We start from the raw sequence: 13,014 nt of genomic DNA on the forward strand, positions 1-13,014 counted from the left end.
TTCTCTCAGCGAAGGAACGTCCGGTCCTGAGGAGTTGCATCGGACCTGCCCACCTCGGGCTTCGGTCCTCAATACGTCACCGCCGCCCTGGTCGTCCGTAAGGGATTCGGTCCGCCTCAGCCGCTGCCGGCGAAGGGTGCGAGACAGTCGTGTGCGGTTTGCGGGCATTCCGAGCGCGACGCTGCTCGGTTTCCCTCTCGAGATGGCTGCGGAGACCGGAAGTCAGTTCCCTGAGCCGGGCGGAAGTGGCGGGAAGGGGCGGTGTGGGGCCCTCGATTGTGCAAGCATCGCGGGGGAGTGCAGCCAGATCCTTCAGAAAGCGCTGGTGCGCAGCGGCCAACGTGTCTGGCTCCGCGATGCGACGACCCGCCGACATCACTTTCCGCAGTACCTGTTCCCTGCCGTCGGGTACTTCTTCGTCAGCCAGCGCTATCACGTCGTCCAGGCCGTCCGCCCGCAGAATCTGCTTGCGTCCGGGCGCCGTGATCTTGGCGGCGGAAAGCTTCATGACAGGCATTCCGTCGTATTCCACCAACTTGTACGCCGAGTCGAGATACGGAGCGTCGGACGAGGTTCCGACCTTCGTGCCGACGGCATAGACGTCTATCGGAGCGCCCGATCGCACGAGGCTGTTGATGCGGTACTCGTCGAGGCCGCCACTCGCGATGACAGCGACTTCGGGAAGGCCTGACCGGTCCAGGACACCGCGCGCCTCGCGGGCGAGGGCTCCCAGGTCACCACTGTCCAGACGGACTGCGCAACCGGTGCCCAGTTGGAGGGTGTTGAGCACACGGGCAGCCGTCATGACTCCGTTGACCGTGTCGTAGGTGTCCACCAGGAGCGTGACAGGTCCTGGAGTGCTGCGCGCGAAAGCCAGGAACGCTGCCTCCTCGTCGCCGAACGCCTCGATGTACGAGTGAGCCATCGTGCCGGACGCGCGTGTCCTCCATCGGAGCGCGGCTGCGACATTGCTCGTGCCGGCGAATCCGACCATGGTGCCGACCCGGGCGGCCTGCATTCCCGCCTCCGGGCCATGGCTCCTGCGCAGCGAGAAGTCGATGACGGGGTGGTCTGCTGCGGCCAGGACACACCGGGCAGCCTTCGACGCGACAGCCGTCTGGTGGCTGATCTGGCTCAGCAGCCACGTCTCCACGATCTGTGCCTGAGGCAGGGGAGCAGTGACCTCGAGCAGCGGCTCACCGGCCAGGACGATCCGTCCTTCGGGTACCGCTCGGACCTCGCCGTCGAAGCGGAGGCCGACGAGAGCCTGCACATCCTGTTCACTGCGTCCCAGAGCCGAAGCGAAATCCCGGGCGTCCTGTTCGGTCACCTCGAAATCGGCGAGGAAGCCGAGAACGGGCTCCAGCCCCGCGCTGACCAGAAAGCCACGGTCGCGGGGCAGATCACGCACGAACAGGCTGAACGTCGCCTGCCGGGTCATGCCCTCCCGTAGATAGGAGAGCGCCATCGTCGCCTCGTACAGATCCGTGGTGGTGGCATGCGACATGGGGGGTACCACTTCTCATCGACAGGTCTCGGGCCCCGCCCGGCCCTGGAGGGACCTCCACGTCCAGGCTTGCGTGCAGCCGCACCGGGTGTACAGGGCCGAGTGGGTACCTCGGCGTGCTGGACAACTGCGTGGCCCAGGGACCTTCGGTCCCCGGAGTAGGCCTTGTGACCCCTGCCCTGTAGTAGGTCGCCGAGGCCACGGCCTCCCACCGGAGCGCCGAAACCGTGCCGCGGATGTCCGCCCAACAAGGCCTGGCCTGGAGCGTGCACCGGGCGAGGGTGGTGCAGGGGGCGCCGTCATCGCCTGCTCCGGGCCAACCGTGCTCCGACAGAGACCGGAACGAGTGGGCTCTCTGCCGGGGTCTCGCGCCGCTGACCGTGTTCCGATCACACGGATGCCGTGCTGCCCGATGGGCAGTTGGACGCCGTCAGGGCGACGTGGCCGGCCACAGCACCCCGCCACAGTGAGGCGCCCCAGCCGAGGGGAACCGAACACTCGGGGTCGCACGTCTCCCGTGCATGCTGACCATCCTGGGGATACTCTTCGCCGTCGCGCCCGCCGTCGTCTGGCTGACGATCACCCGCACCCGTTCCGTCGGGTGCATAGTGGGCGGCGCTCTGCTCGCCGGAGCCGGTCTGCTGATCAGCGTCCAGCAGAGCTGGATCGACGCTCCCAGACCCGATGCCCATCTCGTGTTCACGGCTCTCGCGCCCCTGCTCATCGCCTGCGGCGCGGGACTGGAAGGCCGGCACGAGGAACGCCCTCCCCAGGAATGGATCTCCCGTCGAAACGGGGCGATCGGCTTCCTGGGGACGCAATTCGCCCTCACCCTGGTGGTCGGGCTCCTGTACGCCCTGATGATCAGCGAAGGCTCGGACGCCCCGTCGTCCAAGGCCCTCCCCTCATTGCCGCCAGGCATCACCATGGTCGACGAAGGCACCAGCTGTGGTTCCGGCGGCTGCTCGCGCGTCGCCACTGTCACCAGCGATACCGGCCTCTCCCACCCGGAAGTCATCCGCGAACTGGGCCTCCAGCGGGAGCGTTGTCGTGCCAGCGGCTGGCTGCTCGACTGGCGGGACGTGTGCGTCGGAGCCAGGGACAACGGTGAGAGCGTCACTATTTATGCCAGCTGGGGGTACTGAGAGTAAGTGCGCGGCCTGCCCAGCGCTCAGGCCGGCGGTGTCGCGGGGACGGGCTGGGCGCGCCGAGATATCCGGCGCTGCTCGCCGCCGAGTTCCGCGCGGCTTCCGTAACGTGGAGGCATGAAGAACGCACCGGACAGCACGCCTCTGGTCATCCACGTGGGCCGCGAAGAACTCGTCATCAAGCGACGCTACGAAGTGGCCAGTATCGCCAATGACGCTCTCATCGCCCTGTGGTTCGTCACCGGCAGCATCATGTTCTTCTCCGAGCGGTGGACCATCGCGGGCACATGGTGCTTCCTCGCCGGCAGCATCGAGCTACTGGTCCGGCCCGCGATCCGTCTCACCCGGCACCTGCACCTGCAGCGCGTTCACTCCCGGGCGCTCTGGTCCCACTCTGCGGCTGCTGCGTCCAGCGACGGCTCACAGGACTACTGAACGCTCGCTCGGGCTCGCCGCGACGGGCGGCTGTCGCGAGTCGTCCGAGGTCCGGGCGGGCCCGCTGCGGGACTGCGCTCGCCGGGGCAACTGGTCTACAACGCCCCCTTCGACTACGGCTGGCGGCACGTGGATCCCCACCCCCGGGACTGGGGCGAAAAGCGCGATGACCATGGCGGTACGGCGGTGCAGGGAGCAGGTGGCCCGGACTGTCCGGCGGAGCCTCGTCCCGTTCGCCTGGCCGGGCAGGGAGAAACGTGACCGACCGTGCTCCCGTTCGTGATGCCCTGTCGATCATGATGGACATGCCCTTGCGGGACATCGGGGGGTACGTCGTGCGGGCTGACCGGGCAGTGTGCGAGGGGCGTATGTGTATATGTCTGGCGCATCTGTCAAAAGAATGGTTAAGCGGCGGCGACACTGTGATCACCGAGATGGCCCGTGCCCGAGCCGGGTCGCCGGACCGTCGTGTCTTCCCGAGCGGCCGTCGGGCCGACCGGGACGCGTTCACATCGGTACGCGACGTTGACGAACAGGAAAGGCCTCCCTTGAACCGACCGCCGTTCTCACCCGATGTCGCCCTGTCGGCCAGACGGGCACTGGGGATGTCGCCTCAGGAGGTGGCGGAGCAGATGAACGTGTGCGGGGTGCCCACCGACGTCTCTCTCGTTCATGCATGGGAGAGCGGCGAATACGGTCCGGCCGAGCATGAGTTGATTGCTCTGGCCGACGTGCTCTGGTGCCGGACCACGGAGCTGATGGGGATCGGGGAACCACGCACGTTGACGCAGTACCGTCTGGCGCGACAGTTCACCACGGCCAAGTTGGCTCGCTCCGTCGGAATGGACACGGTCCGTTACGAGCGGGCGGAAGAGCAGGGAGTGTGGCCCGGTGACGAGCGGCAGACAGCCGCCCTGTTGCGGCTTCTGAACCTCACCCCGCTCCAGCTGTCCAAGGTCACCGTGCAGGTTGGTCCGTCGTGGTCGGCAGCCTCGATGCGGCCCAGGTCGAATCCGAGCCGCGCGCGTTCACGTTGAGGGCCGGTGGCAAGACGTGCAACCTACCGGACACCGGTCCACCTTCCAGGCAGCGAGCCGGCGCCGACGCGTCAGCGGGTCGACGCGGAGCGGTCCGCAAGGTCGACAGGGGGTGTGTCAGAGCCGCCTCGTGGTGAACAGGTTGGTTCCGTGCACTGCGTCCACCTCCTTCCGCTCGGTTTCGGTGAATCCGACCTTGGCCAGCACACGGCGAGAAGCGGTGTTCCAGTCCCAGACCGTGGCCCACAGACGTTCGTAACCGGATGATCTCGCCCATTCCAGAACCGCCAACGATGCCTCGGTCGCGTATCCCTGACGCTGAACTCGGCGTAGCAGCTCGAATGCCAGTTCAGGTTCTCCTGCCGCTCCTCGCTCGCTGTCTACCAGCCCGCAGTAGCCGATGACGTCACGAGATGCCTTCCGCTCGATCGCCAGCAACCCGCTCGACCACAGCTGATCGGTGCGGATCGAACTCTCGAGCTCCGCGACCGTGGGATGTCCGTCCGCGTCGATCCGGCGGTGCGGCGGCACTCGTGGATCACGTTCGGTCCACAGCTCATGCTGGATGACGGCCTCGGCTACCCGCCAAGGTCTGAGCAACAGACGACTTGTCTCGAGTACGACCTCACTGCCCGGAACCGCGCCAACTGTCATGGCAGCAACCATGGCACGGGTGAGCGCGGGGTCGTGCCAGGGCGTCGAACGCGACTCGAACTTCTTCGGTGCACATGTGGGCGGCGTCCCGCCGATGAGGCCGGGCTCGTCCCCAGTGGTCGTGCCGGGGCTTCGAGCATCGGCCGGGACGGTGTCCTACGGTGCGCGGAGGTCGGTTGTCAGGCTGCTGTCTGTTCCGTTGTCTGTTTCAGGTCGTGGTGTATGGGGTGCGCGCTGCCGGTCAGTGGCAGCCCCGTTCCGCCGCGTTTCGCCGCGATGATCTCGGCTGCGATGGACAGGGCCGTCTCCTCGGGCGTGCGGGCTCCGAGGTCCAGTCCGATGGGTGATCGCAGCCGCGCCAGCTCGTGATCGTTCAGCCCTGCCTCGCGCAGCCGCCGCAGCCGGTCCTCGTGGGTCCCGCGCGAGCCCATCGCGCCGACGAACGCGACCGGTCTCCGCAGCGCTTCGGTGAGTAGCGGTACGTCGAACCGCGCTTCATGGGTGAGGACGCACAGCACCGTGCGTCCATCGGTCCTGGTGCTCCGCAGGTAGCGGTGCGGCCAGTCGACGACGACCTCGTCCGCCTCGGGGAAGCGGGCCCGGGTGGTGAAGACGGCCCTGGCGTCGCACACCGTGACGTGGTGGCCCATAAACTTGCCGACCCGTACCAGGGCCGCGGCGAAGTCGATGGCACCGAACACGATCATGCGGGGTGGTTCCACGCTGCACTCGACGAGCAGGGTGAGCCCGCCGGGGCAGTGCGAGCCGTCCTCGGAGAGCGTGACGGTGCCCGTCCGGCCGGTGTCCAGCAGGGCCCGTGCCTCGGCCGCCGCCGTGCGGTCCAGCTCCGCATGGCCGCCGAGCCCGCCCTCCTGGCTGCCGTCGGGACGGAGCAGCAGGGCACGCCCGAGCAGCTCCGCCGGGCCGCGTACGACCCGGGCGAGCGCCGCCTGCCCGCCCGAGGCTGCGGCAGAGATCGCGGCTCGCAGCACGTCACGCTGGGGTGAGTCCTCGTGGACCGGTGTGACCATGATGTCGATGACTCCGCCGCAGGTCAGACCGACCGCGAAGGCGTCCTCGTCGCTGTAGCCGAAGCGTTCGCGTACGGTTCGGCCGTCCTGGAGGGCTTGGGCGCACAGTTCGTAGACAGCGCCCTCCACGCAGCCGCCGGAGACCGAGCCGATCGCCGTGCCGTGGCTGTCGACCGCGAGGGCGGCTCCAGGGCCACGTGGGGCGCTGCCGTCCACGGCGACGACGGTGGCGACCGCGAACTCCCGGCCCGCGTCCATCCAGGCGTTCAGCGTGTCGGCGATGTCAAGCATCCGCCGGTCCGCTGTCCGAAGGCGGAAGTGCGGCTGCCGCGAGGACGCGATCGGGGCGGATGGGCAGATTCCGGTGGCGTACGCCGGTCGCGTGCCAGACCGCGTTGGCGACGGCCGCGGCGGCGCCCACGATGCCGATCTCGCCCACTCCCTTGATCCCGATGGGATCGTCCGGGTCGTGGTCGTCCACCCAGTCCGCCTCGATGTCGGGTACGTCGGCGTGTGTGGCCACGTGGTAGCCGGCGAGGTCGGGGGAGTAGTGGCGGCCGGTGTTCCGGTCGCGGACCGCCTCCTCGTGCAGGGCCATGGAGATGCCCCAGGTCATTCCGCCGACCAGTTGGTTGCGGGCGGTGAGCGGGTTCACGATCCGGCCGGCCGCGAAGATGCCAAGCATGCGGCGGACCCGGATCTCACCGGAGGAGGTGTCCACGGCGACCTCTGCGAACTGGGCGCCGAAGGAGTGCCGTTCCTTCTGTGCGAGGGCACCGAGCGCCTCGGTGGTGTCGGAGCGCACGGTGATCCCCTCCGGTGGGATGTCCTGGGTCACCGCGAGCCGCTCCCGCAGTTCGGTGGCGGCCGCCGTGACCGCCCAGGCCCAGGAGCGGGTGCCCATGGATCCGCCGGCGATCATCGCGGGGCCGAAGTCGCTGTCGCCGATGCGGACGTGGACCCGTTCCGGGGTGGTCTCCAGAGCGTCGGCGGCGATCAGGGTGAGTGCCGTGCGGGCACCGGTACCGATGTCCGCGGCGGCGATCCGTACGGTGTAGGAGCCGCTCGCCTCCGCCGTGACCAGAGCCGTGGACGGCATGGCTCCGGCGCCGAAAGAGGCTGCCGCCATCCCCGTGCCGAGCAGCCAGCGGCCGTCGTAGCGGATGCCTGGGCGGGGGTCGCGGTCCGCCCAGCCGAACCTACGGGCGCCCTCGCGGAGGCAGGCGGCCAGGTTGTTGCTGCTGAAGGGGAGGCCGGAGACGGGGCCGGTCTCGGGCTCGTTGCGCAGGCGGAGTTCGACCGGGTCGATACCGGCGCGTTCGGCCAGTTCGTCCAGAGCCGACTCGATCGCGAACGACCCCGGTGCCTCTCCCGGCGCCCGCATCCAGGTGGGGGACGGTACGTCGAGGCGTACGACATGGTTGGCCGTGCGGTGGGCGTCGGCGTCGTAGAGGACCCGGGCGACGCCCGCGCTCGGCTCGACGAACTCGTAGACGGTCGACGTCTGGTTGAGCGAGCGGTGGTCCAGGGCGCGGAGCCTGCCGTCGGCGTCCGCGCCGAGCCTGACCCGCTGAGTTGTGGGGCTGCGGTATCCGGCCAGCGAGAACGTCTGGCGTCGCGTCAGGACGACGCGGACCGGCCGCCGGAGTGCGGTGGCGGCCATGACCGCGGACACCTGGTGGGCGCGCAGGCCCTTGCTGCCGAACCCGCCGCCGATGTGCTCGGAGCGCACACGTACCGAGGACGCGTCCAGGGAGAAGAGCGTGGCCAGTTCGGACTGGACCCAGCCGGCGCCCTGGTTGGAGTCGACGACCTCCAGTCGTCCGCCCTCCCACCGGGCGGTGGCCGCGTGCGGCTCCATCATGCTGTGCTGTTCCTCAGGGGTGGTGTACTCCTCGTCCACTACGACGGCGGAGGAGGCGAGCCGGCCCTGCAGATCACCCTTCTCGGTCGCCGCCGGCATGAAACCGGCTGCCGGATAGGCGTCAGGATCGTCCGCGGTCAGCACGGTACTGTGCGGCTCCCGGTCGTACGTCACCGCCAGGGTCTCGGCGGCCTCCCTCGCCTCCTCCGGGGTCTCGGCCACGACCAGGGCGACCGGCCAGCCGGCGAACGGCACCTTGTCGTGCTGGAAGACGACGGCGGCCGGATCCGGCGGGGTGCCGAGCATGCCGACGTAATCGGTGTACAGGCGGGGGGCGTTGCCGTGGTGGAGCACAGTGAGGACGCCCGGCATGGCGAGGACCGGGGCGGTGTCGATGTCACGAATGCGCCCCCGGGTGATGGGGGAGAGGACCAGCCAGCCGTGGGCCAGGTCGGCGAAGGGGATCTCGCCGGCGTAACGCGCGGTGCCGGTGACCTTCTCGCGGCCCTCCACGCGGGTGCGGGCGGTGCCGACGGCCGTGCGCAGTGCCGGAGGGCCCGGCGTGGTGGTGGTCATCGGGCGTCGCCTTCCGCCAGTTCGGTCAGCACGGAGACCATGAGGTTGCGCATGAGGGTCACCTTGTATCCGTTGTCGGGCAGCGGTGCGGCGGCGGCGAGTTCGGCGTCCGCGGCGGCGGCGAAGGTCTCGCCGGTGGCCGGTGCGCCGGTCAGGACGGTTTCGGCGGCACGGGCACGCCAGGGCCGGGAGGCGACGGCTCCCAGGGCGAGCCGCGCCTCGCGTACCTGACCGTCCTTCATGTCCAGCGCGGCGGCGACGGATCCGATGGCGAAGGCGTAGGAGGCGCGCTCGCGCACCTTGCGGTAGCGGGAGTGGGCGGCGAGCGGCGCCGGGGGCAGGGTGATGTGGGTGATCAGTGCGCCCGGCGGCAGGGTCGTCTCTCGGTGCGGGGTGTCGCCGACGGGGAGGTAGAGGTCGGTGAGCGGCACCTCACCCGGCCCGTCGAGCGTCTCGTAACGGACCTGGGCGTCGAACGCGGTCAGGGCCACGCCCATGTCGGAGGGGTGCACGGCGACGCAGTGGCCGGAGGCACCGAGGACCGCGTGGTTGTGGTGCTCACCGGCGACGGCCGGGCATCCGCTGCCCGGTACACGCTTGTTGCACGGTCCGCTGACATCGGTGAAGTAACCGCAGCGGGTGCGCTGGAGCAGATTGCCGCCGACCGTGGCCATGTTGCGCAGCTGCCCGGAGGCTCCGGCCAGCACGGCCTGGGTCAACGCCGGGTAGCGACGGCGGACGTCGGGGTGGGCCGCCAGGTCGCTGTTGGTGACGGTCGCCCCGATACGGAGGCCACCGTCGGCGGTGGACTCGACCCGGTCCAGCGGCAGTTCCCGCACGTCGACGAGGAGGTCGGGGCGTTCGACGCCGCTCTTCATGAGGTCGACCAGGTTGGTGCCACCGCCGAGGAACCGCGCGTCCGCTGCGGCGGCGAGCAGGGCGACGGCGCCGGTGACGTCCTGGGCGCGCCGGTAGTCGAACTCCTTCACGCGGCGGCCTCCTCTGCTGTTGCCGTACGGGCCTCTTCGTGCGCCCGGGCGCCACGGGCGACGGCCTGGACGATGGAGACGTACGCACCGCAGCGGCACAGGTTGCCGCTCATCCGTTCGCGGATCTCGTCGGGCGTCAGTGGCGGTGGCACCGACTCGGGGCGCACGTCCTCGGTGGCGGCGCTCGGCCAGCCGGCCGCGTGTTCCTCGATTACGGCGATGGCCGAGCAGACCTGACCGGGCGTGCAGTAGCCGCACTGGTAGCCGTCGAGGTCGAGGAACGCCTGCTGGACGGGGTGTAAGTCATCGCCGTCGGCGATGCCTTCGATGGTGGTGATCTCGCGCCCCTCGGCCGCCACCGCGAGATGGAGGCAGGAGACGACACGGCGCCGGTCGAGCAGGACCGTGCAGGCCCCGCACTGCCCCTGGTCGCAGCCCTTCTTGGTGCCGGTGAGTCCGAGGCGCTCGCGCAGGGCGTCGAGGAGTGTGGTGCGGTGGTCGACGGACAGGTGGTGCTTCTCGCCGTTGATGTCCAGGGTGAGCGTACTGGTGGTCGAGGAGGGTGTTGGGGCCATGATCAGCCTTCTTCGGTGTCCGGTGACAGAGAGATCGGCACGACAGCAGCGGCCGGATACACGGCCCGATGCGTACCGGCACCGGGCCGCGCTAAGGTAGACCTAAACGGACTGTTGTCCGCTTGGGTTGACCAACGTAACGGACAGCTGTCCGCTTAACAAGGGCGGAACTCCGCTATCCGTCAGGAGGATGCGTGTCCCGACCGATGAAGGAAACGCCCGCGCGTTCGGACGCGGTGCGCAACCGCGAACGCATCCTGCAGGTCGCCATGACCGAACTGACGGTGTGCCCGGACGTCCCGCTGAGCGCCATCGCAAAGAAGGCAGGCGTCGGACAGGGCACGTTCTACCGGAACTTCCCGAACCGCGAAGCGCTCGTCCTGGAGATCTACCGCTACGAGATGCAACAGGTGGCCACCGCGGCGGCCGAGTTGTTGTGCGGCCGCACACCCGATGCGGCCCTGCGCGAGTGGATGGACCGACTCGCCCGGTTCGCCATGACCAAGGCCGGGCTGGCCGACGCGATCCGGCTGGTCACAAGCACACCGGGCGGCCCGGCCAAACCCGGACCCGCCCCGGTGATGGAAGCCGCCGCAACGCTGCTCCGCGCCAACGAAGAGGCCGGCACCATCCGGCCAGGAGTGACGCCGGACGACTTCTTCCTGGCCATCGCCGGCCTCTGGCAGCTGGATCCGCAGGAAGACTGGCAGCCCAGGGCCGCCCGCCTGCTGGACCTCGTGATGAACGGACTGCGCGCCGGGGCCCCCGGCCGCTGACAGCTACGGCACGTCGGCCTGGGGAGCCATCCGCGACGAGTCACTGAACCAGACGGCTCCGGTTCCTCGTCGGTGAGCTCGGGTCCGAGGCCCTTCGCCACACCCTTTGACGCTGGCCGAATTCCATCCCCCAGGCCTCGAAAGCCCAGCCGGCCGGCACCACGACAGCCGCCTCGGAGGCCTGCGCCGACGCGACGGCGGGGATGCCGGGCCTCGGTGAGGACGGTGAACAGCCCGTCAGATGGATCGCGCTCAAGACGGCGGTTGCGGTCAGCGGCGCGCCGCGCAGAACGGTGCACCGGCCCGACAGGGCGCCGTGGTGCTGCGGCGGGACCATGGTGGGCAGCTCCCGGTGTCGAGGGTGGCGGTCCGGGCCATCTGCTCGTCGGTGAGCTGGAAGTCCAAATGAAGCTCTGAGTGATGGCGACGGCGTTCTGCAGGGCCCAGGAGTGCCCCACTCCGTGTCGCGGTTGGCCATGCGGGGGCGGCCGTGGTCACGGAGCAGGGCAAGGGTGGCGTCGGCCCGGTCGGCCTCGGCCCGGCGCGCCGGCAGTCCCTTGGTCAGCTGGCCGGTCACCCACGGTCCCGCCTGTGTCCCGGCCGCCGGCTTCAATCCCGCGTAGAGGTCTTCGATGCGCCGGGCCAGGTCGGGGCGGTACACGGCGAGGTAGTCGGTGACGTGGTCGAAGTGGTCGCGGCCTGCGTAGCCGAGGTCGTTGATCTGCGCCGCTACCTGGCCGGCAGTCAGGCCCTGGGCCGCCAAGGGCTGGCCGCGCTTCTGCTCGGAACACCCGAGGACGAGGTCGGCGACACCGCCGTCCGTAGGCTCGGCGCAGCGCAGATGGCCCTTTTCACCGGCCTGATGACGCAGTGGCTCACCGACCCCGACCAGGCTCCCGATGCCTCTGAAATCGTCGCGGGCCTACGCGCCCTCACCGGCATCATCGACGCACGCGAGTAGCCAACGGCGCTGACAGGCTCCGCCAGCGCCGGACAGACAACGACGGGCGGCCTGCTGCAGCATGCCGTGCAAACGCTCTTCTACGGCGTCTCGCCGAGGGCGCCGCAGACCCGGGCCCTGACCCAGAAGCCTGTTCGTCCCCTTTGCCTACGACGCCGCTTCAGCCAGCTGCGGACTGCGTAACCTGTTCATCCGGTGCAGCGCACCGGTACCTGAGAGCCGATCTACCGGCGGATCGGGTCCGCAGCAGAGGGGTCGTATGACTGCGGGCGTACATCACATGCCTGACAGCGCACTCTTTCGGCCCTTCGGTGCGTCCCTGAAGCGCATGCGGTCGATCGCGGCTGATCATTGCCTTGGGCCCGCTGACGGGCTGCGCAGATACCGATGAGAGAGGGAGGCTTCGATGGTCGACGCACCGGTACTGGTACTGGCGGCAACCGGCGGTCAGGGCAGGGCCGTGACGGACGCGTTGCTGGGCGGTGGGGCCCGGATCCGGGTCATGGTCCGTGATCCGGAACGTGGAGCAGCGCGTGAACTGGCCGGACGTGGTGTCGAAGTGGTGGCAGGTTCGCTGAGCGATGAGGACTCCCTTGTCGCGGCCATGCGCGGAGTGGCCAGTGTCTTCGCGTTCACCACCCCCTTCGAGGCGGGGCTGGAGGCGGAGGTGGGCCAGGGGCGCGCGATCCTGTCGTCCGCGACGCGGGCGCGCATCGGGCACCTTGTGTTCAGTTCCGTGGCAGGAGCCGACCAGGACAGCGGGGTACCGCACTTCGAGAGCAAGGCGCGAATCGAGGCAGACCTGGCCTCCGGGGACGTGCCTTACACGGTCCTTGGGCCGACCTACTTCTTCGACAACGCGCTGGGTGGCCAGGAGCGCATCCTGCACGGATCTCTCGACCTGCCGCTGCCTCCGGACCGGCCTCTGCAGCAGCTCGCCCGTACCGACCTCGGTGCGTTCGCGGCGGAAGTCATGCTCAACCCCGCTCCTTACGTGGGGCAGCGCATCGAGCTGGCCAGCGATGCTCCCACCCCCGAGCACATGGCGGCGTCGCTCAGCAAGGCGCTGGGACGGGAAGTCCACCACGTACGGACACCGCTGGCTGCGGTCGGCAATCCTGACATGCACGCGATGTGGACGTTCCTCAACGGCCCCGGATACCGGGTCGACATCCCCGCACTGCACGATGCTCACCCAGAGATCCCCTGGACGAGCTTCGAGTACTGGGCCACCCACACCTGGGCCGACGCGAGCTGATTCTTGGTACGGAGCCGACCGTGGGCAGACGTTCGCGCAGCCGGCACTGACCGGCAGCGCGCCTCGCTCCAGCGCCCGGTCCAGCTCGCCACAGACCATGTGCAGCTGACGCCCATGGGCCGTGCCGCGCCCAGCCTGTCGAGGAGTTGGTCGAGTGCAGTGATGGCGGAGAACTTCGGCGGTTTCTCGGGGGACGTGACGAC

Annotated in this window: 12 protein-coding genes; 6 read left to right on the forward strand and 6 right to left on the reverse strand. The window is 69.4% G+C overall.

Going from position 1 to position 13,014, the window contains the following annotated elements; genetic code table 11:
• Positions 1-76: 76 nt before the first annotated feature.
• Positions 77-1,507 carry a nicotinate phosphoribosyltransferase gene (locus IA22_RS0130990; RefSeq protein ID WP_030125508.1) on the reverse strand — a complete coding sequence of 477 codons (1,431 nt, stop codon included), beginning with the start codon at positions 1,505-1,507 and terminating at the stop codon, positions 77-79.
• A gap of 521 nt (positions 1,508-2,028) precedes the next feature.
• On the opposite strand from IA22_RS0130990, the gene IA22_RS0130995 reads away from it, so the two are divergent.
• The 3 genes from IA22_RS0130995 (at position 2,029) to IA22_RS37795 (ending at position 4,127) form a co-directional block, all read left to right on the forward strand.
• Positions 2,029-2,652 (forward strand): hypothetical protein, encoded by a 624-nt coding sequence (locus IA22_RS0130995; RefSeq protein WP_030125509.1) that lies wholly within the window; start codon positions 2,029-2,031, stop codon positions 2,650-2,652.
• 120 nt (positions 2,653-2,772) lie between these two features.
• Positions 2,773-3,090 (forward strand): YrhK family protein, encoded by a 318-nt coding sequence (locus tag IA22_RS0131000; protein WP_030125510.1) that lies wholly within the window; start codon positions 2,773-2,775, stop codon positions 3,088-3,090.
• A 257-nt stretch (positions 3,091-3,347) separates the two neighbouring features.
• A complete protein-coding gene (locus IA22_RS37795; RefSeq protein WP_234434636.1) occupies positions 3,348-4,127 on the forward strand; it encodes a helix-turn-helix domain-containing protein in 780 nt (259 codons plus the stop codon).
• A 117-nt stretch (positions 4,128-4,244) separates the two neighbouring features.
• Here IA22_RS37795 and IA22_RS0131010 read toward each other — a convergent pair whose 3' ends face one another.
• The 5 genes from IA22_RS0131010 to IA22_RS0131030 all read right to left on the reverse strand — a co-directional run bounded on the left by IA22_RS0131010 (position 4,245) and on the right by IA22_RS0131030 (position 9,816).
• Complete coding sequence (locus IA22_RS0131010; RefSeq protein ID WP_030125512.1) at positions 4,245-4,781, reverse strand: GNAT family N-acetyltransferase; 537 nt, start codon at positions 4,779-4,781, stop codon at positions 4,245-4,247.
• 179 nt (positions 4,782-4,960) lie between these two features.
• Entirely contained in the window at positions 4,961-6,103 is a 1,143-nt protein-coding gene (locus tag IA22_RS0131015) for an XdhC family protein (RefSeq protein WP_015575657.1), read from the reverse strand.
• Entirely contained in the window at positions 6,096-8,252 is a 2,157-nt protein-coding gene (locus IA22_RS0131020) for a xanthine dehydrogenase family protein molybdopterin-binding subunit (protein WP_030125513.1), read from the reverse strand. Before IA22_RS0131020 ends, IA22_RS0131015 begins: the two co-directional genes overlap by 8 nt.
• Positions 8,249-9,241 carry an FAD binding domain-containing protein gene (locus IA22_RS0131025; RefSeq protein ID WP_030125514.1) on the reverse strand — a complete coding sequence of 331 codons (993 nt, stop codon included), beginning with the start codon at positions 9,239-9,241 and terminating at the stop codon, positions 8,249-8,251. The genes IA22_RS0131020 and IA22_RS0131025 overlap by 4 nt, the downstream gene beginning before the upstream one ends.
• Complete coding sequence (locus IA22_RS0131030) at positions 9,238-9,816, reverse strand: (2Fe-2S)-binding protein (RefSeq protein WP_014158249.1); 579 nt, start codon at positions 9,814-9,816, stop codon at positions 9,238-9,240. The genes IA22_RS0131025 and IA22_RS0131030 overlap by 4 nt, the downstream gene beginning before the upstream one ends.
• Before the next feature lie 194 nt (positions 9,817-10,010).
• Between IA22_RS0131030 and IA22_RS0131035 the strand changes: the two genes are divergently transcribed.
• The 3 genes from IA22_RS0131035 to IA22_RS0131050 all read left to right on the forward strand — a co-directional run bounded on the left by IA22_RS0131035 (position 10,011) and on the right by IA22_RS0131050 (position 12,811).
• Entirely contained in the window at positions 10,011-10,592 is a 582-nt protein-coding gene (locus tag IA22_RS0131035; RefSeq protein WP_015575654.1) for a TetR/AcrR family transcriptional regulator, read from the forward strand.
• A gap of 490 nt (positions 10,593-11,082) precedes the next feature.
• Positions 11,083-11,553, forward strand: coding sequence for a hypothetical protein (locus IA22_RS34800; protein ID WP_051694864.1), 471 nt, complete (start codon positions 11,083-11,085; stop codon positions 11,551-11,553).
• 406 nt (positions 11,554-11,959) lie between these two features.
• Positions 11,960-12,811 carry an NmrA/HSCARG family protein gene (locus IA22_RS0131050; protein WP_030125517.1) on the forward strand — a complete coding sequence of 284 codons (852 nt, stop codon included), beginning with the start codon at positions 11,960-11,962 and terminating at the stop codon, positions 12,809-12,811.
• Positions 12,812-13,014 lie beyond the last annotated feature (203 nt).

It is taken from the genome of Kitasatospora papulosa (assembly GCF_000717245.1).
Lineage (GTDB): Bacteria > Actinomycetota > Actinomycetes > Streptomycetales > Streptomycetaceae > Streptomyces > Streptomyces papulosus.